We start from the raw sequence: 21,447 nt of genomic DNA on the forward strand, positions 1-21,447 counted from the left end.
TTTTTGTGAGAAAAATGATTACTTTTTATTTTCATAATTTTACATCTCATTTCTCGTTTATTACCTTTTATATATTCTCTTGTAGTCCAAAGAAAATGATAATAGACAACGAAAAAAGCGGAATCTACGCATCTAACGTAAATTCCGCTTTTTTATTGTAGTGCCGGTAGAGGGACTTGAACCCCCACGGTTTCCCTCACGATTTTGAGTCGCGCGCGTCTGCCAATTCCGCCATACCGGCAAATATAAAGTTGGCTGGGGTACCAGGATTTGAACCTGGGAATGACGGAGTCAAAGTCCGTTGCCTTACCGCTTGGCTATACCCCAAAATGGTGGGGAGAGACGGATTCGAACCGCCGAACCCTGAGGGAGCAGATTTACAGTCTGCCGTGTTTAGCCACTTCACTATCTCCCCATAAAAAAATGGTGCCGGCGATAGGACTTGAACCCACAACCCCCTGATTACAAGTCAGGTGCTCTACCAATTGAGCTACACCGGCATTTTCATATTGAAAGCTTGTCTTTTCGTTATGTATGTAAATGGTGCGGGTGGAGGGACTTGAACCCCCACGGTCGCCCGCCAGAACCTAAATCTGGTGCGTCTGCCAATTCCGCCACACCCGCATGTGAGCTAAACGGTCAACAACGCGCTTTCTAGCTTGTTGTTTTTCTCAGTACCGTTTCGGCTTTTTTAATATAGCATACACTTAAATTAAAAAGCAAGACTTTTTTATAAAAAATTTGATAGCCACAATTAATCTTTAAAAATTAACTGTAGCTATCCGTTTTTTATACCTATAAAAGCTGTGTATTTCATAACATTCTCTCATTAAGCAAATAAGCGCTGTAATTGTAAAGCTAGTGTTATATCTCCCTTAATCTTTATTTTACCTAGCATAACAGCAGCAGTAGGATTCAATTGTTTTCGTAGGAGCTTTGCAAAATTGGTGTCAGATAGCTGGAGCGTACATTGTGCCTGATTAGAGTTTCCTTCCATTACTTGAACCTGATTGTCACAAAATCGAACCTGATAGGTGCCTCCCCGTTCTCCACTTACATCAAATTGATAAACAGCCAACCATCCCTCAATGGTAGAAGGGTCTTGATTTATGCGATCAGCAAGTGTCTCCAATTCTTGCAACACGTGTGAACTCCCCTTTCCCAGCCTGAGCCTATATTTTTCCTCATACTATTCTATTCAGTAAATATCCATTATATGCCATTTTCACTTTTTCTGAAATAGAAAAAAGATGCCTTGATAGGCATCTCTTGTAAGTGTAATCGCTTCTCGTCCAGACGAGCGTTTTTGACTACTTATTTCTCCTTGCTATCCGATTCTGTCTTTTGCTCTGAGACTTCCTGCTTTGAAATCTCCATTAGCTTTTGCATCAATATATGCTGAGGCATGTGCATTAATCTTTCCAAAGGTACTCCAAGCTGTTCAGCCAACTTTACGGCTGTTTCTGCTGATATCTGTAAAGGTCTCATCTTTTCACCTCTTGCTGTCTTTATCGATCTATCCCATTATACCACGCTCGACGCTAATCATTGTATCTGACGGAATAAATCAAATAATTCTTGCACAATGACCTGCTGGTAGCCAGTCCCCTCTCCATATTGGGCAAGCATTTCCTGACGAGCCACCATGATTTTGTCTTGATAATCGTGTGCCTCACGATCAGGGTTTTCTTGTTTAAAGTCAGTCATAATTTTCTGAACACTCGCTGGACGTGGTCCCCATGTAGCAAGCACCTCTGAGTCCTTGTTGCAAATAATCAACACCGGAATAGCTCGTCCTCCCATAGTTAGAAATTGATCCATCACATCCAGATGATCCTCCATGACTAATACTTCTACAGGTAAAGAAACGGCTTCTGCTACACGGAACAATACGGGTACATTCCGCACAACGTCTCCACACCATTCTGCACACAATAAGAAGGCTCGCAATCCCGCTTGCTGAACCGTGGCTGCTATTTGGGAACGCTCCTTTTCTGTTTCCCACGAAAATCGCTCATACCAGTCATAGAATTCCTCTTTATTTTTCTCCATTGTTTCCATGAATTGCTGCATGGTCATTCCTGTCCCTGTTTTCGAGTGCAAGTTAATCGCCATGATTGCTCCTCCTTTAGCATTGATTCTCTTCTGTTTCAATTCGCTAGGATGTGAGCATCTCCTCTTTGCGATCCTTTCTGTAAGTGTTAGAGATGATGCTTAACAGCAGCAAAAAAACCTGTGCACATTTGCTACAGGTTTTTTACAACAATTTATCCGGATAGATTTTGTTGGATTCGTTGGGAAATTTCTGTTGCCAGTTGCAATGCCTGCATACCTGACTCCGCTGAGACCAAAGTGGGCGTTTTCTTCGTGATGCTTTGTAAGAAATCTATTAGCTCTGCCCGTAGTGGCTCAATCCCAGGTACAATCACTTTTTCTAAAATGTTTTGCTGGCTATAGCCATCACTTTGTTTCTCTAAGAAATTTGTAGAACGGGAAATGACCACTTTTTTATCGAGTAGATCAGCTTGAACAAACGCCTGTCTAGTTACTACTCGTAAGGTACGCACTTTTTCTTCCGTTAAATGACTAGCTGTGATTTGTGCGATAACTCCTGATTCGAATTGAAACAGTGCTACAGCATGTTTGATTGCTCCTTGATAAGATTGACCCACCGCATGCATCCTGGCTAATGCACCCGGCTGTAAATGCTGCAAAATATATATGTCATGAAGCATAGCATCCAATACCACATCAATTCCTTGAATACGTGGTTCCATCGGACTCATGCGGTGCATATCGATGGCGACAACCTCTTCACCCTCCAAAATAGAGCGTAACACCCCAATAGCAGGATTAAACAGCTCGATATGCCCCACCTGCAAATGTAACTGAGCTTCTTTGGCTCGATCAATCAACTCACTGGCTTCTGCTAAAGTCGCAGTGAGAGGTTTTTCCATCAGCATATGCACCCGATGACGAATACAAGCCATTCCTACCTCAAAATGAGCAGGTATTGGAACGGCTATACTGACTGCATCTACTTGGGCCAACAGTTCATCTAGGGTAAGAAACGAAAGTATATCATATTCCCGTGCGACCTCTTGCGCCCGTTTTTGGTCTGCATCGTAAACGCCTATTAATTGGCAATGATCGTTGAGCGAGGAGTAGACACGTACATGATGCTTGCCCATTACACCGGTTCCAATTACTCCTACCTTCACTCCACATCCCTTCTTTCCATCCAAAAACTTACAAATTCACTCAACTCTCACATTGTATGAAGTAGATGGAAAGAAGGTCACTTTTCCTGTGAAAGAAGTTAGCTACCTGACTCCTCCTTATTCAACAATCCCTCTATTAGCTTTTTATTGAATAAATATTTTGGATCATTTGGTCGATACTTCCCTACTTGTTCGTTATGCTCATAGGCTTTTTCATTTTGTCCAATGCGATTGTAGCAAACACATAATTGAATATGCGGAAGCCACGTCCAGCATGCTTCTGTAAAAAATCCCCAGCTATCCGGTCTTTTGACCTTAGTAGCTAGGTCATACCAAAAAATTGCTTTTAGATATTCCTTTTTGCCAAAAAAGATATGACCCAATCGGCAGCAAGCCTCAGCCCGTGGAGTATCATAAGAAAAGGCTTTGATTATATATTCTAATTCCTTCTCTTTATCCCCTAAGGCAACATAACAATCTGCGATCTTGTAGCACGCATTGATTTCATCCTCAATCCAGCCTTGTTTAGAATCGAGCATTTTGATATAATATTCAATCGCTTTTTCATGAAAAGAATGATCTCGCAGTTCATTTGCATAATAATACAAGTCCCTTATGGTAAATTCTTCCCCGCGCTCCAGCTTTTTTTCATAAATTCGCAAATTACGCGTCGAATACCCTTCGTGCTGATGAATCTTTTTATGAGTCACAGCAATATCACTGTCGATAATTTTTCCCCAAACAGCTAAATATTCGTGCACAGCACCAATCCATTGGAAATTATTGCTTCGTTTCACCAGACGGTTTCGGCGGAAAGACATAATAGGATTATCGAACTCATCAAAGGCAGTGTGATATTTCATGGTGACTGAGTCAACAGCCGGATCTAATGTTTCCTTCAAGGTTCGTAACCGTTCACGGTCGATCTCCAAGAGGAAATCATCTGCATCCAGATGCAAAATATATTCTTGTGTTGCTTTCGTAAAGGCAAAATTACGAGCGGCCGAGAAATCGTCAATCCATTCAAAGAAAAAAACGCGATCCGTATACTGTTTTGCAAGCTCTACAGTCCCATCAGTCGAGCCTGTATCAATAATATTGATTTCGTCTACCAGGTCCTTCACAGAATCCAAGCATCTCGCCAAACTATCTTCCTCATTTTTCACGATCATGCATAAACTAATTGTGATCATGCTGTCACCTCATGTCGCTAATTTTGCTCACTTTTGTATGTATATTTCCTGCAAATAAAAAGGTGAACTATTTCTTTATCTATTCTCAATAAAACATAGCGCCAAGAGCCCGTATTCCTCATAAGATAAAGCAGAAAGGAAGGGTTCTATGGAAATTCTGTCGCACGCCTTGCCACAGGTTTATTATGTAACTGTCTCAGATGAGGGTATTGCTTACCTGGATCAGCATATCAGAGCGGATGTTCGCATAGATGCTTTCCTCTCCATCCAGCAGAAAGCGTACCCCATTCAGCTTTCCTATCGCGGTGCCCATACACGAGAATTGGCGAAAAAATCTTATACTCTCTATTTTTCTGATGACAACCGTTTTCAGGGACAACGCGAGGTTCATCTTAATGCTGAAATGCTGGACCCCTCGTTCATGCGAAATGCCTTGTCATTTGCCTTTTTTGAGTTCCTCGGTGTCTTATCGCCTGCTACTTCGTTTGTGGTGTTATGCAAAAATGGAGTTAGTGAAGGTCTTTATCTTCAATTAGAATCTGTCGATGAATTATTTTTACAAAGGCGCCAGCTACCACTAGGTCCAATTTTCTACGCTGTTAGTGGAAACGCTAATTTTTCCTTGTTAAGCCCCAAAACAGAGGAGGTAAAACCACGCCTAGACGCAGGGTATCGACGCAAATATGGCCAAGAGGAGGATATCCAGCTCCTCCGAGAATTGATTTATATCATAAATACAACGCCAAGAGCTGATTTTGAAGAAACCATTGCTCGATACCTTAATATCAACCAATATCTAAGTTGGCTAGCAGGGGCTGTATGCACCCAAAATTTTGACGGTTTTATTCATAATTACGCTTTATATCGAAATTCGAGGACAGGTTTATTTGAGATTATTCCATGGGATTATGACGCCACCTGGGGGCGAGATTGTAATGGAAAAGAAATGGCCTATGATTTTGTTGATATAGACGGATACAATACCTTGAGCGCTCGTCTACTAGATACTTCTACATACAGACAGCTCTACAAAGATAGAATGGCAGAAATACTAAATTCCTGGTTTACTCCCGAATATATAGGCCCTCGAATCGAGTCTCTCCATCGCCTGCTACGTCCCTACCTCCAGATTGATCCGCACAAAAAAGAAAAGCTCAACGTCTTTGACGCCGAGCCTGACTATATTTGTCGTTTTATTAACGATCGAAATCATTTTTTAAAAGGACAGCTTGATACTTTGTAAACATATATCGCTCTTCATTTCTTGTTAGGAAATCCTGCAATAGCAGTCTTTTAGCATCGTTATTTTTTTGCTTTGACTACTTTATCTAGCTCTGCCTGAAACACGCCCGGTTGAATCGATCCCATTACCTTATACGTAACAACCCCATTAGGATCAATAATAAAAGTCGTTGGGATAGCGAGGATTTGGTACTGCTTTGCTACTGTTTCATCTTGATCGAAGAGAATCGGCATCGTCAGCTTATAGGTATCTACAAATCCCTTGACGGAATCTAAATCATCCGTTTTGGTCAGATTAATTGCATAAAAATCTACGTTGCCTTTATTTTTTTCATATAACTTTTGTAAATCAGTAGCTTCCATTCTACAAGGACCACACCAGCTTGCCCAGAAGTTTAGAACCAGTGGCTTCTGTCTTTGTCCCGAAAACTTGTATCTAGTTCCATCCATACTTGGAAGTTCAAAGGCAGGAGCTTTAGCCCCTTGCGCAATGGTTGGGTTGGCTTTTGGCTCTATCTGACTAGAGACCTCTTGTTGTACTTGAGTTTTAGTTGTCTCTTTCGCCTGATGCTGTTGCTGTGGTTCAGATTTTATAGACTGTCCCAATATTGGTTGCGGAGTAGGCAGCGATTTACTTTTGACCTCGCTTTGGTAAATCGCTCCTCCTCCCAGAACGAGCAAACTGAGAATGATAAAAACCTGCCGCATGCTTTATCCAGCTCCTTTATAAACTAGGCTGTCCAAAAATTTTAATTAAGTAGATAGAGATATCTGTTAGCTTATCAAAGTACAGCAAAATCCCGAAAAGAACCATGATTCCCCCGCCAATTTTCATTAATTTGTCCGAGTATTTCATGATCCAGCTTATCTTACTAATGAAGAAGGTCATCACGAAGAATGGCAGGGCAAACCCTATCGTATAGGCAAGCGTATAAGTAAGGGCACTCTCTGGGTTCACCATTCCAAGCGTAATGATCCCTGACAAGATCGGCCCTACACAGGGAGTCCAGCCAGCAGCATAGGTAATTCCCACCAAGATAGAACCAGTATACCCAAGCGGACGATTGTTTATGTCCTTCTTCCATGTTTTCATCATAAAATCAAACTTTAATACCCCTGTAATTACTAATCCCATAAAAATTAATAAAATAGCACCAAGTTGCCTAATCAAATCCTTTTTTGATGCAAATAAGCTACCAACCCATGAGGTTGACAATCCGAGTGCGATAAAGACAAGAGAGAAGCCTAGAATAAAAAACAAGGTGTGTAACAATGCTTGTCGCTGAAATACAGATTTTCCTTGTTTCATCTCTGAAACCGAAACCCCAGTAATATAAGATAAAAAGGATGGGTATAACGGCAAGCAACAAGGTGATATAAACGAGAGAAGTCCTGCTGCAAATGCTAGCCATACTGTAATTTGTGTATCCATAATTGGCCCCCATTTCCCAAAAGTCTCTTTCTGTTATGTATTCTAGTCCACAGTTATTCATTCATGCTCCGTTCTGCATAACAGGTGAACGAAGTGTGACAAAACTCACAGCAGTACGTGAGTCATTCTTCTTCTATTTTATTTAGATAACTGACAAAATATCAATGACGTGAGAAGTCTTTATGAAAAGGTCATACAAGCGATGACTTCAGCAAAGAACGAGACTGAATTCACAGTACCAAGAGGAACATTTGCATTCCAAAACTGAGACCGCCTGATAGGAAATCCCACCGGCGGCCTGGTTTTCTTATTTATTTTCCAACAAAGACAGGCCATTCGCAATCAAAACAGCTAATTCATGATCAGCATCACCAATTGCTTTTATTTGGGCGTGAAGTCGCTGGCAGTCCGCTTCCGGGAAATGATGATTCATCATGATTTCTAAAATTTCCAATCGCAATAGCCAATCGTTTGGATAAGAGGCATCTAGTTCTTGCCTAATAGCTTGCAAGCTCTCTGGCAGTTCCTCTTCAGCCCCTTCTTCTATCCGTAGGTTACGAACAATTTGATACAACTGCTGCTGTCTTTTTTGCACGTCTGTGTATATGGGACGACGGGTTTGGGTCTCTGAGGGTTGATGTGTACCCGATTGAAATTTTTCCCGGTCAGCAGCTCCTGCATAGACAGAGACAATCTCGGCTCCGACTGCCATATCGTAGGTCCCCCATTCTGCTTGGAACAGCATACGCTCTTGATAGCGTACACTACATTCATCGAATCCAATTAGCACCACTTTATCCTGCATACGATCAATATAGGAAACACGACCTACGACTTCAACTCCTGAAGCAAAGCATACCACCGTTTTTTTACCTACAACTAAGTCATAGGCTTCAAGTTCGGCATCGGTCCAATCCTCTAATGGCTTCTCGTTTCCTTTTATTTTGCCAATGGGGGAAGAAAATCCATGGCTATGATAGGATTTATCATGACCCACCAGCTCAATATCTTCAAACGCGAGGGCAGTAGGTCCTTCTGTCGCTATATAAATCGCTTCTCCCTGATCATCCAAGATAAGATGATGTAGCGTGCCGCTTACCTGTAGACCAGAGCTGTACACACTAGTAGTGATTTGGCCACTATTGATTGCCTTATGCAAGCTTTCAGTGCCACCAAGATGCACGGCCATTCTCTCTTTCATTTCAAGCACCGCTTCAATTAATTGATCAAAATCTCGACAAACAAACAATTGGGGCTGAGGCTTGGTGATATCAAAATCAGTTTCTATACAAGCATCGAGTGAAAACGGGATTTTTTTAACCCCATCTGTTAAGCAGCTCATGCTTTCCCCAACAGAGGACAATAGCCCTGCTCCATAGATTTGGGGCTGATCAACATCTCCAATTAAGCCGTATTCGACTGTCCACCAATAGAGACGGGATAATTGAGTAGCTTCTGAAACCTCCGTAACCGCCGCTGTTTTCCGAGCTAGGTCTTCTTCTGCTGCAAGCACTTGTTCTTCCGTCGCATTGATATCCTCTTTTACGATAGATAAATAGCGAATCGACTCATATAACTCATAATCTGCCCGTGATGAAATGGCTTTAGAACCAATTTCTCCAAAAATTTTCAGATAGTCACGATATTTCTCGTCTTTAATGATTGGGGCATGCCCGGCAGCTTCATGAATGATATCAGGTGCAGGTGTATAAGCCACATGATCGTAAGTACGAATGTCACAAGCGATTGGAAGGATTTGATGAGCCTGAAAGTCAAAAAAGGCGACGGCTGGTATAAAACCATCGATACTTACTGCTCTCCAACCAATTTCCGATAAACACCGATTCATTTCACGAATATTCGGTATTTTTTCGATACTGATACCAGATGCTTGCAAGCCATCTAAGTAAGCGGTATGGGCTCTTTTCCCTAGGAAATTATAATTCTGACGCATAACGTATCGCCAAACAGCTTGATCTATCGGTGTATACTTGTCATAGTCTTGGTCAACAACGAATTGCTTTAAATGAACAGGAATGTTGACCAATGAAAAATCAGATTCAATGTGACTCATAACTTTATACCTCCCTTAGCAAAATAACGATATTCCGGCAATAGAAAGCGCTATCATTATAAGATTTACTATAACATCTTTTGGTGGAAAATGGAGTAAAAAAGTTTGCCTATCAAACACCCAATTCCTATGATACTGTAACGCAACAAGGCATCTATGCTCGCATGTAAAATCAAGAACCCCAATCGATACATTCAGATTGGGGTTCTATTTGTTTTGTCGCAATCCATATGTTCCCTTTGCATGAATGCTTTCGTTATTCCTTAGAGGAACGTCGATTTTGTTGTTGCTCTAGCATTACATCCATCAATAAATGATCCTGCAATTGATCCATCGGGTCGATGGTTAGCAAGGCTGAGACAGCAGCAAGCGCCGCACGTACGGTCTGATAAGAAAAAAAGGCATCTCGCTCTTCTTCACTGTAGCTAGAAATATCGGCACTTTTAACCGGGTTAGGAAAATCCGCCTCCACTCCGGCCCTATCCATGACGACCAATGCCTGCTTAATCGCTAAAATCGCTGCGCTCACGCTTAACGAGTATTCCTTACGCAGATCTTCCCAAACCTCAAAAGCAGTGCGCTCTGTATGCTCTCCATTTAAGCGAGTTATCATGCCACGTTTCCTTCCCTCCTGCAATAGCCAATCGACTAAAATGTCTGGATGGGGTGGAAACGAGTAGTACTGCAATCGCATTTCTAGCTCTGTAGGAAAATGGCGGGCAAATCGAGCATCCTCCAGCTTGATCTCATATCGCCTTGACGGATGGTTGGGTACCATAACGTATACAATTCCATCGCGAATTGCCGTGATTTGTAGCTTTGTCCGGGCTGGTATGCGGGCTTGTGGTGCCTTTTCCCGTCGATAATTACCTGGAATTAATTGCTCACCAAATAAATGATATTCTAAAGGTGCATCAATCCAAGGTATTGGTTCTCTTGTTTGGATTTGATACGTACCACTAAAAGTTATCCATTCGCTTGGTCGGTGCTGATAGCGAACCAATATCTGATGTTGCTCACACTCTGGCGCCACTTCTTCTTTATCTGCATCAACAGGATGGAGGCGATCATGTTGCAACATGAATCCATCTTCTATGTCTAAACGCTCCAGTAATTCGCGTCTGGATACTCGCTCATAGCCGATGTGATAGATGTTTTTTTTCAAAATGATGTACCCCCCATAATTACTCTTGTTCCTTGGAAAATCCATAGTGAACAGACTAGAAAAAGCGCCATGAACAGGCGCTTTCTCATTCATTTCTTCTTATTATACATTATTTTACTACTGGAAGAATCTCCTGAGCTGAGAAAGTATTAGAAATGAGCTTCTTAGTAGCCATCCAGTCAATGACCTCCTGCCATTGGGCTGTATCCTGGCTGCCAAAAGGTTGACCCTTAGCATCCATCAAAGGAAGTAAGACCTTCAGGCTTTTGTGTTCAATCTCTCTATCTAAAGGAAATTCTGTGGCTTCATGCTGTAAAAGTGCTTCCAGTGCTTCTTTCGGATGAGAAGCAACATAAGCCTGCCCTTTTTGTATCGCTTGCTGGAAGCGTTCGAGCGCCTCCCGCTTTTTTGCTGCCGTCTGATCACTTGTGACCAACACCAATTCATAATAGCTGGGTACACCATAATCAGTCAATCTAAACAAACGAACAGGTACATGATCTTTTTCATTTTCTCATTAAGATGCATGCATATGGCAATTCCTGTCCCTACGATTATAGAGATCACTAGTCCTAGCAGCGCTTCCTGTAATGTAATCCACAGATGTGTCGTAAATAACTGATAGCGTAGCTCCCAGAGCGCAACGGCAATAAGAGAAGGCGCTGGCAAAATGAATGCAGGTAGCTCAAGCAAGCGACAACTTGCTTCCCATAACAGGAGGAAAGTACCTACGGAAGCGAGAACCCATCCGATATGCCGATTCTTTTTCCAGACCTCCTGTATGACTTTTTGCCACCCTTTCCTTTGCATTACGGCCATGTCTGCTCTAGATAAGCCATATCCCAAAATAAATACTCCATTTTGCAAGCAGCGATAAAATGCTGTTTCATCCGAGCAAGCTCCTGTTTGTTACTGTCACGGGCAATTTCATTAAGTACACCTTTCAGCCAGTCCGTCGAGTTGGCAAATTCATCAGAACTATACATCCGCACCCACTCGCCAAACTGCGGATGATCGATTACCCCCGTTTTTTGTGCTAATCTTTTCCCAATTTCCTGATAGCTCCACATGCATGGAAGCAAAGCACTCAGTCCTTCTCCTAAGCTACCTTGGTGAGCGATCTGTAGCATATAGCTTGTATAGGCAAGCATGACGAATGATGGTTCGGCCGTTTCTAATTCACTTTGGGAAATGCCTAGTCGTTGAGCGTATCCCCGATGCAAGGACATCTCCTCTTGTAGTGTTGATGTCATGATTTGGGCAAATCGACCGCTCCAGTCTAAACGCGCTGTCTTAACGCTCGCAATCGCAAATAGTTTTGCATATTCCTGTAAAAAGAGATAATCCTGCTTCATGTAATGGATAAATGCAGAGATCGGTAAATTCCCATTAGCAATGCCAGTAATGAAAGGATGAAGATGCGTCTTTTCCCAAATCGGCTTTGCTTCTGCGTATAAAAGCTCTGTAAAAGAAGCGATTTCTATTTCTCGCGTATTCATCGGCGTACAGCCTCCTTTTATGCGAACTCATGTATAACTATGATTTTTATGAACATGGTAAATAAAATCCTGAACGGCTTTTTTGGTATCAGGTGCTTGTGTAATAGCTGAAATGACTGCGATAGCATCGGCTCCATTTTTTCGCAAGCAACTTACATGTTCTGGCTTAATTCCACCTATAGCCACAATGGGGTACCCTCCTACAAATTTGCGAATAGCGGAAAGTCCATTGGGACCGATTGGCTCCCCAGCATCCGTTTTACTTTTCGATGTATACATAGGCCCTACCCCTAAATAATCAGCTCCATATGTAAGAGCGATCCGAGCTTCCTCTATATTGCCGGCTGATATTCCAATGATCATCTCAGGAGGAACTAATTGTTTAACCTGGGCAAACGGCATATCCTCATGTCCTACATGCACCCCGTCAGCCTGAACCTTGCAAGCCAAGCTCACATCATCATTAATCAGAAAAATGGCATCGTATGTATGACATAGCTTTTTCATACGAATCGCAATTTGCTCTCTTTGAATCGCATCGCTGATGGAACCAGCTCCTTTTTCCCGCCACTGAACGCATCCGACTCCCGCTTGAAGTGCCTCTGTCAAGATACGAAACATGTTTTCAACGGAGTTCCTGCAATCTTGACTACCTATTACTAAATAGATACTCCACTTTTGAGATAAAAGAGCGAGACGAGCCAGCTTCATGTCAGCATTCCTTCTATCGGACTACTAGCGGAAGCATAGCGTTTTCGAGGAATGCGTCCTGCTAAAAAGCCTTTTCGTCCAGCCTGAATCGCTAGCTTCATTGCTTCTGCCATTCGTATAGGGTCGTGTGCTAACGCAACTGCTGTATTTAATAATACGCCGTCTGCACCTAGCTCCATCGCTTGCGTTGCATCTGAGGGTGAACCAATTCCAGCATCTACAATGATGGGAACTGTCGCCTCTTCGATCATAATGCTAAGGTGCAGAGGATTAAGAATACCTTGACCAGAGCCAATTGGGGAGGCACCGGGCATTACAGCATGAACGCCTACTTCTTGTAGCTTTCGCGCAAGAATAGGATCATCATTGGTATAGGTTAAAACAGTGAAGCCTTCTTCCACCAATAACGCAGATGCTCGCAGGGTTTCTATTGGATCGGGCAATAACGTTTTTTGGTCTGCAATTACTTCTACTTTAATCATGTCGCATAATCCGCTCGCTTTTGCTAAACGTGCAATACGTACAGCCTCCTCTGCGGTGGTTGCTCCTGCTGTATTGGGGAGCAGTGTATACGCTGAGAGGTCAAGCGATTCTAAAAAGGTAGGCTCGTTTCCTTTTTCCAAATTTAAACGACGTACCGCAAATGTGATAATTTGCGCTTCAGAGATCGTTACTGCTGCTCGCTGAATTTCCAAATAAGGAAATTTCCCGGTACCAATTAAAAAACGTGAGCTAAATTCATACTCTCCAATTCGTAAAGTCGTATCCGTCATCGATTATCCTCCTCCAACAAAATGAACTATTTCTATGCGATCCCCATCCATTATGGCTGTATGGGCATAGCTGGAACGATCAAGGATGATTTGATTGTGCTCAACAACCACTATTCTTTGCTCCAATCCATAATGAACAAGCAATTGCTCTACAGTCGTATCTTTTTCTACACTTGTTGCTTTCCCATTAACCTGAATCTGTACTGTGCTAGCGTGCAAAAACGGTCACCTCGTTTCTTGCGTGATTGTTTTTACGCCTATCTTTTCCAGCGTTTGGCGTAGCCTAAGCAAAAATCGAATAGAGTAGCTACTGGATAGCATTTTCTGCTGTTTTATCAAGCTGATCACGGTACTCTTTCATCCTTTCTTGCGGTTGTGCTGACTGCATGATCCCCGACATTACAGCAATACCATCCGCTCCAGCCGCTATCACGTCCTTAACACGATGCGGAGTTATGCCGCCTATCGCAAGTAGTGAGATACTAGGAGCTAACAGTTTCCGCATTCGCGTTACAAAGGGAAGACCACGCGGTTCTACGCCGGGCTTACATTCCGTCACAAAGACATGCCCCGCTATCACAAAGGTTGGAGGACGGCTTGGTACGATATCATGTTCTGTCAATGAATCGTACTGGTCAGAGGGTTGTAACGATTGTACCGACAAGCATTCCTGATCGTTATGAACCGAACAACCCAGCAATTGGTGGGGGGCCAGCATACGACCTGCCAAGCTGGCATGCAAACTTTGCTGTCCAAGCTGTACACCGCCGCAATGATAAGCCATTGCTACATCCACACGGTCATTTACGATGATTCGATCCCTTGGAAAAACATCCGACAAGAGCCTGATCCATTCAGCTAATTCCCTTGCTGTCCGCTGCTTTTCCCGAATGTGTAGATAATCTACTCCTGCTTGGTCTGCCTTCTCTATAATGGGCAACACTTCTCTGAGAGTTTGACGCCCTGTGGTAATGAGATGAAGCGAGCGTGCTCGCAAAAATTCAACTCCTTTCGCAAAAACATTCGCATATGCCTTTTCTTGTTGTTTGAAACGAACCTCTATAGCTGACCGATCTAGTTGGACCATTCATGGCCTGACATCAAAAAAGCCTCCGCTGTCTTTTCGGATAGTACCGAAATGGATAGCGGAGGCTAAGCTGAACTAGCTGTTCGTAAGCTGATAATCATTAGTAGCTTACTGCTTTTTTGATCCATACTGTAAACGGCTACAGGTTGTTTTTTATAAAAAGAAAAACCACCCGTAGCGGATGGTTTCGTATGCATCTGAAAGAACAAAGTTATCTTCACTCTGTTCTCGGTTGCCCTCTTCCTCCGCCGGTATTAACCAGATCAGGTTCAACGGTCAGTAACGCATCGTGTTACAATCTCAGCCGACAGCTCGGCCCCCGCTCGGTACAAAGTTATAAAGTTTTGAATTCGCTTTTACAGTACCACGTCACTACTTATTTGTAAACAGATAGATTTTCTTTAGAAAAATTCTCGTTCATTGTTCACACCAGATCATTCTACCTCGTATCAGTGTGTAATCATTCCCTTATTCATTGCCTGCATACACTCTTCTAACCATCCCAGAGCCTTGGCCTGCTCCGGTACTTCTCTTACTTCCCGATATGCTTGTTCTACCAGCTTTTTTACTAAAAATAAACTGGAGAAATCTAACGCCATCACCACTTGTTTAGGCGGCTGCGTCTGTTCTTTTAAAGCCTCAACGCCATCTAATAAAATCGCCGCTGTCTTCTCAGCCACCTCATTTAGTTGCTCATGCTGTCTTAATTCATCGTAAAAACTATCATACAAACGGCACAAGATTAAAAATGCTTGTGTGCTAAGAACTACTTCGTTTGCATGTAGGTGCATCATTGAGTCTTCCACAAGTATGCCTCCGTCTCTTCCCATCTATCTGCCGTAGATTTATTTTTATTATAGCATGAATGTTTCCTCTAGGTGGCATTTTGCCCAGTTCTAGCCTTACCATACTGTACATTGAATACAAATCAAAATAATCGTTCTATTACAAAAATAACATTTTCATGTATACAATCAAAGTCCCCTTCTCTTTCTCTAGAAAGGGGACCTTGATGTTTTACACACATTTATGCTTTATGCGTATTTCCATTATCGCGAATGTTACTGTTTTGGTCATTGGTATCTAGCGTTTTCCCTCTGTTTTTCGCCTTATTTTTAGATTTGTTGTTCTTGCTGGACATGGTTTGACTCACCTCCCGATTGTTCGGCTTAGTTTCCCCGATGTGAGTGAAAGTTACACATGGAGGTGGATTTCGCTCCCCTAAATCATCCAGCTATCAATGTACAGCACTCCTAAAAAATGAGTTGCTTCTCTGCTGAATACCTTTTAATCTGTTGATAGCAAAAAGGATTCAGAACTTTCACATAGATAAGGGGCCAATTACATGCTTGTTATTACTCCCATTCCACTACAAGGAACTTTCGTGGTACTCGAACCGCTACAGCCAGAACACGAAGCAGAGCTTCAGCAGGTCGGAAGCTTTCCCGAAATTTGGACCTTTTTACCGAAGGCAATGGTTACAAATGAGGACTGGAAAGCCTATTTTAAAAAAGCATACGATGCAAAGGATGCAGGAGTAGAATTTCCTTTTATCATTAGGGAACGTTCCTCCCAACGCATTATTGGTACTACGCGTTTTATGAATATTTCAAGTAAGGATGATCACTTAGAAATTGGTTCAACCTGGCTTACTCCACGCGTATGGAAATCAGGCGTGAATACGGAATGTAAATATTTGTTGCTAAGCCATTGCTTTGAACATCTCGGATGCGTTCGCGTTCAAATTAAAACCGATTCTCGCAACGAAAACTCACAACGAGCTATTCGGCGAATCGGGGCTACCTATGAGGGCACGCTCCGCAAGCATATGCGTCTGGCCAATGGTTATGTCCGTGATACTGCTATGTTTTCGATCATTGATTCAGAATGGCCTCAGGTAAAAGAGAAGCTGGCCCTTATGATGCAACGTTACTCATAGAAAAGTACACCCTTCTTTGAAAAAAACCTCCCCATTTCGCTCATTTTATACAATCTTAGGCTAGATCAATGCAACCAGTTCGTGTACAGTTAAGAATAGAGATCAACAAGCGATGATAGATTATGAGGTGACCTCTTTTCATGCATACAAATTTACGAACTTTTATCCAACAGCTTCGCGATGAAGGACAATTATTGCAGATTGATACTCCTGTCGATCCCTATTTGGAATTGGCAGAAATTCATCGTCGAGTCATTGATGAACAAGGGCCAGCTCTTCTTTTTACAAATGTTAAAGGGAAAAGCTTCCCTATTGTAACCAATCTATTTGGAACCCGTGAACGGGTCGATATGGCATTCGGACCAAAGCCAGAAAAGATCATTCAGCAATTAGTAAGTAACATGGACAAGCTGATGCCCCCGAAGCTCTCTGCCCTTTGGGGATTACGTGATCCTTTATTAAGTGTCATGAAAACAGGTACGAAAAACGTATCGTTAAAAAATGCTCCTGTCGCTCAGGTACATACAACTGATGTCAATTTACATGAACTACCGGCTATTACTAGCTGGCATGAAGACGGGGGACCGTTTGTTACATTGCCACTTGTCTACACAGAGCATCCCGTCAGTAAAGAACACAATCTGGGGATGTATCGTATTCAGCTATATGATGAAAATACTACGGGTATTCATTGGCAGATACATAAAGGTGGTGGGTTCCACTATTATGAGGCAGAAAAACGTAACCGTGCTTTGCCGATAACCCTGACAGTTGGCGGACCACCTGCTTTGATTGTCTCTGCTATTGCTCCATTACCGGAGATGGTTCCGGAACTTATTTTCTCCTCTCTCTTAATGGGAGAAAAGCTAGGAATGACCGATGTAGATAATCATCCACATAAAATTATTTCGGAAGCAGAATTCGTGTTTGGCGGTATTGTCCCTCCGCATGTTCGCCGACCAGAAGGACCGTTTGGCGACCATTTTGGCTATTATTCCTTAGCTCACGACTTCCCTGTCTTCCATGTGCAGCAAATGTGGCGCAGGGAAGATGCCATCTATCCAGCTACGGTGGTTGGTAAGCCGCGCCAGGAGGATTTCTTTATTGGTGAATACCTGCAAAGTCTGCTGTCACCGCTTTTCCCTGTGGTCATGCCTGGAGTGAAGGCTCTTTGGACGTATGGGGAAACCGGCTTCCATGCATTAGCAGGAGCAATCGTACGCGAAAGCTACTATAAAGAAGCAATGGCCCATGCCTTTAGAATTCTAGGGGAAGGTCAGCTTACATTAACTAAGTTTTTGATGGTAACGGATGTGCATTGTGACCTATCGCAGTTCAGTAAGTTTTTAGAGATCGTGTTAGCTCGTTTCCAACCGGAACGTGATCTACTGATTGTCAACGATACCTCCAACGATACACTTGATTATACAGGACGCAAATTTAATCATGGTAGCAAAGGGGTAATGCTCGGCATTGGCGATCCTGTTCGTGACCTGCTACACACTTATAACGGGCCGGACATCCCGCGTTTTCCTCATGTAGAGGTTTTTTGCCCAGGCTGTCTCGTAATTTCAGGACCAAAATTTGAAGATTCCCCGCAAATAGGGGAAGATTTGATCGCTTATGCCAATGAACATGTAGCGGACTGGCCTATGATTTGTATCGTTGATGACGCTGCAATCTCTCGCAAGGAAAGCAGCTTCCTCTGGACAGTCTTTACGCGCTTTGACCCAGCAAACGATCTTTATGCCAAATCAACTATCGTACGCAATAAAATCCGTTATGAAGGGCCATTAATCGTAGATGCTCGTATGAAGCCGTTCTATCCAGCAGAAGTCGAAACCCGTCCAGACATTGACAAACTGGTCAGCAGACGTTGGAAGGAATACTTTCCTCACCTGTAAGTAATAGTCCTTGTGTGCCGCTTCTAGATCGGCGTACAGGAAATAGACAACCTCCTACCTCAGATGACAGAGGAAGGAGGTTTTTCTATTACCAGATTTACTTTGCAAGGAAAACCCATATAATATAAAAGAAGATAGTCGGAGCAATGGAGGGATAAGCATGCGACAAAAACAAATTCAAGCGGAACTGGATGTGCAACCGACCATCGATCCGCAGCAAGAGATACGATCAAGAGTGGAATTTTTAAAACAATATCTGCTTGCAACGCACACCAAAGGGTATGTACTTGGAATTAGTGGTGGACAAGATTCTTCATTAGCAGGTCGTCTCGCCCAATTAGCCGTGGATGAGATTCGCCAAGAAACTGGTAAGGATTATAGCTTTATCGCTGTTCGATTGCCATATGGAGTTCAACAGGATGAAGATGATGCCCAGCGTGCGCTCGCTTTCATTAAGCCCGATCGCACGGTTACGGTTAATATAAAACCAGCTGTAGATGCTTCCGTACAAGCCTTTGAGGAAGCTACTGGAGAACAATTATCTCACTTTCTTAAAGGAAACATTAAAGCACGCGAACGTATGAAGGTTCAATATGATCTAGGCGCCCACTACCAACTATTAGTGATTGGAACAGACCATGCGGCTGAAGCGGTTACCGGCTTTTTCACTAAATTCGGAGATGGTGGTTGTGATGTAACACCTCTCACAGGCCTTAGCAAGCGTCAGGGTAAACAGGTATTACAAGCTCTTGGTGCAGAGGAATCTCTCTATGCCAAGATACCTACAGCAGATCTTGAGGATGATAAACCACTTTTACCTGATGAAACAGCGCTGGGCATGTCCTATGAGCAATTAGACGATTACTTGGAAGGGAAATCTGTTCCAAGCGAGATTGCTGAAAAAATTGATCAGCGTTACCTTCGTACAGCACACAAACGCCACCTTCCCGTTACGCCATTTGATACATGGTGGAAGGAACAAAAATAAAGCTCGTTACATAGCTGGGAGGGCAAACGATGCTTGCCCTATCCGAATACCTAAAGGCTTATGATGTAAGCAGGTTAGCAGATTGATGCTGCTAGCCTGCTTTTCATTTATAAAAACCAAAAACAAAAAAACAAGGCGAAATCATCACCTAGTTTTTTTATAACATGCATCCTGAATAGGAATGTCGTAATTTGCTATTCGTTGTCATGGTCAAAAAACAGCGTCAATAATTCCTCGACCGTAATAGCCCCAAAATAGGTTGGCAAATGAAGTGACTCCAAAACCTCACGGATCGCTTTCTTCTCCATCGGAATATCGGTAAGCTTTTGCTCAATATCAGATACTTCCCCTACTCCGAAGAAATCGCCATAAATTTTTGCGTGTTTGATTTTTCCCTTCTCCACATCAAGGCGAAGCTCAATCGTTCCTACCGGAAAACGTTTGGTTTGTTGGAAATTGCTCTTCGGTGATTTTCCATAATTCCACTCCCAATTTTGGTAGCGTTCCTTGGATAGTTCATGGATGTTTTTCCAATCCTCTTCAGTCAACACGTATTCACTTACTTCACCCTGAGCAAAGATGGAGTGTAAAATTTGTTGTTTAAACTCTTCGATAGTCATTGGTTTCTGTAAAAATTCTGTGATATTAGCAACTCTACTACGGATTGACTTGATACCCTTCGATTCAATTTTAGCAGCATTCACCTTCAGCGCTGCTACTACATTCTCCATTTCAGAGTCAAATAAGAGAGTACCGTGGCTAAACATGCGTCCCTTCGTGGAGTATTGAGCGTTGCCCGAAATTTTACGTTCACCGACTTGAATATCGTTTCGTCCACTTAATTCAGCCCCTACTCCCATTTCCTTCAAAGCGAACACAACTGGTTCCGTAAACTTTTTAAAGTTATGAAAGGACTTGCCATCGTCATTGGTAATAAAGCTAAAGTTTAGGTTACCTAAATCATGATAAACCGCACCACCACCTGATAAACGGCGGACAATGTGAATTTGATGCTCGTCCACATAATCCGCGTTAATTTCCTCGATCGTGTTTTGGTTTTTACCAATAATAACAGATGGCTCATTTATGTAAAACAACAGATAATCATCATCTGCCGGCAGGTGTTTTAAGGCATATTCCTCAATAGCTAGATTGATTCGTGGGTCTGTAATGCCTTGATTGTCAATGAATTTCATGTTGATGCCCTCCAGTGCCAGTTGTCAGTAAGAATGATTTTCACTCTATTATCTCATCTCTTACTCTGTTGCTCAAGCTCTGGAGATTGCAATATCATGTCTTCGAAAAATTGAGCCGCCCTACTTTTCGGTCTACCTTTTTTTGTAATGAGCGAAAAAAGACGTTTATGCGAATTTGAACTGATCGCAAGCGCTTTACATTCTTTCAAAAAAACCTCGCGTTTCGCAATCAAACCAGAAACAATTGACAGGCCAAGTCCGGCCATTACTGCCTCCTTAACTGCTTGGCTGCTACTAAACTCATAATAACGCTTTACTTGTATCCCTAGCTCTTGGATAATTTGATCACTTTGCTCACGTGTCCCTGACCCAAACTCACGAAAAATCCATACTTGGTTCTCTAAGTCAGCCTGAGTTGCAACCTTTTTGCGTGCCAAAGAGTGGTCGTTTGGAACAAGCAGCACCAATTGATCCTCCATAAAAACCTGCACATCCACATCAGAGCTACTGATTGACCCTTCAATTAATCCTACATCGATTTTCTCATCGATTAACGCCTCAATGATTTCTCTAGTATTATTAATTTTTACCTGCGTCTGTACCTTTGGATACTCCTTGGTATACATAACCAATTGCTTAGGCAAGAAATACTCCCCAATCGTATAGCTTGCACCAAGGGAAAGGAGGCCGCTTACTTCTTGCTTGAGGGCTTGCAGCTCCAATCGGGTTTCATCTACGGCATAGAGAATCTGTTTGGCTTTCTGATAAAAAAGTTCTCCTGCTCTAGTCACCCTCACATGCTTTGGGGAACGAATAATAAAGCTAGTATCAAATTCTTCCTCTAAATTGCGAATATGTAGACTGACCGCGGGTTGCGACAGATTAAGCTCTTCAGCAGCACGGGAGAAGTTTTGCTTTTCTACTACTTTGACAAAAATTCGTAGGGAATCGAAATTCATGGATCAGAACTCCTCCTCTGACTCGTTTATACCTTCCTTATTCTTATCTCAGCACCAAATCCCC

At 42.6% G+C, this 21,447-nt stretch carries 23 protein-coding genes, 5 tRNA genes and 1 riboswitch; of the genes, 4 read left to right on the forward strand and 24 right to left on the reverse strand.

Annotation, left to right across the window (positions count from 1 at the left end):
• Positions 1 to 161 precede the first annotated feature (161 nt).
• The 10 genes from GOP56_RS06535 to GOP56_RS06580 all read right to left on the reverse strand — a co-directional run bounded on the left by GOP56_RS06535 (position 162) and on the right by GOP56_RS06580 (position 4,414).
• A tRNA-Leu gene (locus GOP56_RS06535) sits at positions 162 to 241 on the reverse strand.
• Positions 242 to 252: 11 nt separating this feature from the next.
• Positions 253 to 327, reverse strand: a tRNA-Gln gene (locus GOP56_RS06540).
• A gap of 3 nt (positions 328 to 330) precedes the next feature.
• Positions 331 to 415: transfer RNA gene (locus tag GOP56_RS06545), tRNA-Tyr, on the reverse strand.
• A 9-nt stretch (positions 416 to 424) separates the two neighbouring features.
• Positions 425 to 500 (reverse strand) — tRNA-Thr (locus GOP56_RS06550).
• Between the two features lie 41 nt (positions 501 to 541).
• Positions 542 to 624 (reverse strand) — tRNA-Leu (locus tag GOP56_RS06555).
• A 205-nt stretch (positions 625 to 829) separates the two neighbouring features.
• Positions 830 to 1,144 carry an SCP2 sterol-binding domain-containing protein gene (locus tag GOP56_RS06560; RefSeq protein WP_163245148.1) on the reverse strand — a complete coding sequence of 105 codons (315 nt, stop codon included), beginning with the start codon at positions 1,142 to 1,144 and terminating at the stop codon, positions 830 to 832.
• A 170-nt stretch (positions 1,145 to 1,314) separates the two neighbouring features.
• Complete coding sequence (locus GOP56_RS06565) at positions 1,315 to 1,488, reverse strand: YycC family protein (protein ID WP_003336033.1); 174 nt, start codon at positions 1,486 to 1,488, stop codon at positions 1,315 to 1,317.
• 57 nt (positions 1,489 to 1,545) lie between these two features.
• The gene (locus GOP56_RS06570) at positions 1,546 to 2,115 is read right to left on the reverse strand and encodes a thioredoxin family protein (protein ID WP_121474465.1); all 570 of its coding nucleotides are present in this window, start codon (positions 2,113 to 2,115) and stop codon (positions 1,546 to 1,548) included.
• Positions 2,116 to 2,267: 152 nt separating this feature from the next.
• The gene (locus GOP56_RS06575; protein WP_163245151.1) at positions 2,268 to 3,221 is read right to left on the reverse strand and encodes a Gfo/Idh/MocA family protein; all 954 of its coding nucleotides are present in this window, start codon (positions 3,219 to 3,221) and stop codon (positions 2,268 to 2,270) included.
• A 98-nt stretch (positions 3,222 to 3,319) separates the two neighbouring features.
• Positions 3,320 to 4,414 (reverse strand): tetratricopeptide repeat-containing glycosyltransferase family 2 protein, encoded by a 1,095-nt coding sequence (locus GOP56_RS06580; RefSeq protein ID WP_003336029.1) that lies wholly within the window; start codon positions 4,412 to 4,414, stop codon positions 3,320 to 3,322.
• 148 nt (positions 4,415 to 4,562) lie between these two features.
• Between GOP56_RS06580 and GOP56_RS06585 the strand changes: the two genes are divergently transcribed.
• Positions 4,563 to 5,657, forward strand: a complete 1,095-nt coding sequence (locus tag GOP56_RS06585; RefSeq protein ID WP_163245154.1) for a CotH kinase family protein — start codon at positions 4,563 to 4,565, stop codon at positions 5,655 to 5,657.
• 59 nt (positions 5,658 to 5,716) lie between these two features.
• Here GOP56_RS06585 and GOP56_RS06590 read toward each other — a convergent pair whose 3' ends face one another.
• The 12 genes from GOP56_RS06590 to GOP56_RS06645 form a co-directional block, all read right to left on the reverse strand.
• On the reverse strand, positions 5,717 to 6,364 hold the full coding sequence (locus GOP56_RS06590) for a TlpA family protein disulfide reductase (RefSeq protein WP_163245157.1): 648 nt from the start codon (positions 6,362 to 6,364) through the stop codon (positions 5,717 to 5,719).
• 16 nt (positions 6,365 to 6,380) lie between these two features.
• Positions 6,381 to 7,088, reverse strand: coding sequence for a cytochrome c biogenesis CcdA family protein (locus tag GOP56_RS06595; protein WP_163245160.1), 708 nt, complete (start codon positions 7,086 to 7,088; stop codon positions 6,381 to 6,383).
• A gap of 307 nt (positions 7,089 to 7,395) precedes the next feature.
• The gene (locus GOP56_RS06600) at positions 7,396 to 9,162 is read right to left on the reverse strand and encodes an aromatic amino acid hydroxylase (protein ID WP_163245163.1); all 1,767 of its coding nucleotides are present in this window, start codon (positions 9,160 to 9,162) and stop codon (positions 7,396 to 7,398) included.
• Between the two features lie 256 nt (positions 9,163 to 9,418).
• Entirely contained in the window at positions 9,419 to 10,327 is a 909-nt protein-coding gene (locus GOP56_RS06605) for a hypothetical protein (RefSeq protein ID WP_003340515.1), read from the reverse strand.
• 109 nt (positions 10,328 to 10,436) lie between these two features.
• The gene (locus GOP56_RS06610) at positions 10,437 to 10,811 is read right to left on the reverse strand and encodes an ABC transporter substrate-binding protein (RefSeq protein ID WP_163245166.1); all 375 of its coding nucleotides are present in this window, start codon (positions 10,809 to 10,811) and stop codon (positions 10,437 to 10,439) included.
• On the reverse strand, positions 10,799 to 11,137 hold the full coding sequence (locus GOP56_RS06615) for an ABC transporter permease (RefSeq protein WP_163245168.1): 339 nt from the start codon (positions 11,135 to 11,137) through the stop codon (positions 10,799 to 10,801). The genes GOP56_RS06610 and GOP56_RS06615 overlap by 13 nt, the downstream gene beginning before the upstream one ends.
• Positions 11,137 to 11,826, reverse strand: a complete 690-nt coding sequence (gene tenA / locus GOP56_RS06620; protein ID WP_163245170.1) for a thiaminase II — start codon at positions 11,824 to 11,826, stop codon at positions 11,137 to 11,139. Before tenA ends, GOP56_RS06615 begins: the two co-directional genes overlap by 1 nt.
• Positions 11,827 to 11,853: 27 nt before the next feature.
• Positions 11,854 to 12,537 carry a thiamine phosphate synthase gene (gene thiE / locus GOP56_RS06625; protein WP_163245172.1) on the reverse strand — a complete coding sequence of 228 codons (684 nt, stop codon included), beginning with the start codon at positions 12,535 to 12,537 and terminating at the stop codon, positions 11,854 to 11,856.
• Complete coding sequence (locus GOP56_RS06630; RefSeq protein WP_163245173.1) at positions 12,534 to 13,310, reverse strand: thiazole synthase; 777 nt, start codon at positions 13,308 to 13,310, stop codon at positions 12,534 to 12,536. The genes thiE and GOP56_RS06630 overlap by 4 nt, the downstream gene beginning before the upstream one ends.
• 3 nt (positions 13,311 to 13,313) lie before the next feature.
• Positions 13,314 to 13,529 carry a sulfur carrier protein ThiS gene (gene thiS / locus GOP56_RS06635; RefSeq protein ID WP_022586779.1) on the reverse strand — a complete coding sequence of 72 codons (216 nt, stop codon included), beginning with the start codon at positions 13,527 to 13,529 and terminating at the stop codon, positions 13,314 to 13,316.
• 88 nt (positions 13,530 to 13,617) lie between these two features.
• Entirely contained in the window at positions 13,618 to 14,307 is a 690-nt protein-coding gene (locus tag GOP56_RS06640; protein ID WP_163245174.1) for a thiamine phosphate synthase, read from the reverse strand.
• Positions 14,308 to 14,620: 313 nt separating this feature from the next.
• Positions 14,621 to 14,730, reverse strand: a riboswitch (TPP riboswitch).
• A gap of 116 nt (positions 14,731 to 14,846) precedes the next feature.
• Positions 14,847 to 15,203: a hypothetical protein gene (locus GOP56_RS06645; protein WP_003336012.1), complete on the reverse strand. Its 357-nt coding sequence runs from the start codon at positions 15,201 to 15,203 to the stop codon at positions 14,847 to 14,849.
• Positions 15,204 to 15,742: 539 nt separating this feature from the next.
• On the opposite strand from GOP56_RS06645, the gene GOP56_RS06650 reads away from it, so the two are divergent.
• The 3 genes from GOP56_RS06650 to nadE all read left to right on the forward strand — a co-directional run bounded on the left by GOP56_RS06650 (position 15,743) and on the right by nadE (position 19,228).
• Positions 15,743 to 16,336, forward strand: coding sequence for a GNAT family N-acetyltransferase (locus GOP56_RS06650; RefSeq protein WP_003336010.1), 594 nt, complete (start codon positions 15,743 to 15,745; stop codon positions 16,334 to 16,336).
• Positions 16,337 to 16,476: 140 nt separating this feature from the next.
• On the forward strand, positions 16,477 to 18,240 hold the full coding sequence (locus tag GOP56_RS06655; RefSeq protein WP_163245175.1) for a UbiD family decarboxylase: 1,764 nt from the start codon (positions 16,477 to 16,479) through the stop codon (positions 18,238 to 18,240).
• Between the two features lie 160 nt (positions 18,241 to 18,400).
• Complete coding sequence (gene nadE / locus GOP56_RS06660) at positions 18,401 to 19,228, forward strand: NAD(+) synthase (protein ID WP_031309866.1); 828 nt, start codon at positions 18,401 to 18,403, stop codon at positions 19,226 to 19,228.
• Positions 19,229 to 19,422: 194 nt separating this feature from the next.
• Here the strand turns inward: nadE and GOP56_RS06665 are convergent, their stop codons facing one another.
• Together GOP56_RS06665 and GOP56_RS06670 are read right to left on the reverse strand one after the other, a co-directional pair.
• Positions 19,423 to 20,424: a lipoate--protein ligase gene (locus GOP56_RS06665; RefSeq protein WP_163245176.1), complete on the reverse strand. Its 1,002-nt coding sequence runs from the start codon at positions 20,422 to 20,424 to the stop codon at positions 19,423 to 19,425.
• A gap of 53 nt (positions 20,425 to 20,477) precedes the next feature.
• Positions 20,478 to 21,383: a LysR family transcriptional regulator gene (locus GOP56_RS06670; RefSeq protein WP_003336006.1), complete on the reverse strand. Its 906-nt coding sequence runs from the start codon at positions 21,381 to 21,383 to the stop codon at positions 20,478 to 20,480.
• Between the last annotated feature and the right edge of the window lie 64 nt (positions 21,384 to 21,447).

This window comes from Brevibacillus sp. 7WMA2, assembly GCF_010748895.1.
Classification (GTDB): Bacteria; Bacillota; Bacilli; order Brevibacillales; family Brevibacillaceae; genus Brevibacillus_B; species Brevibacillus_B halotolerans.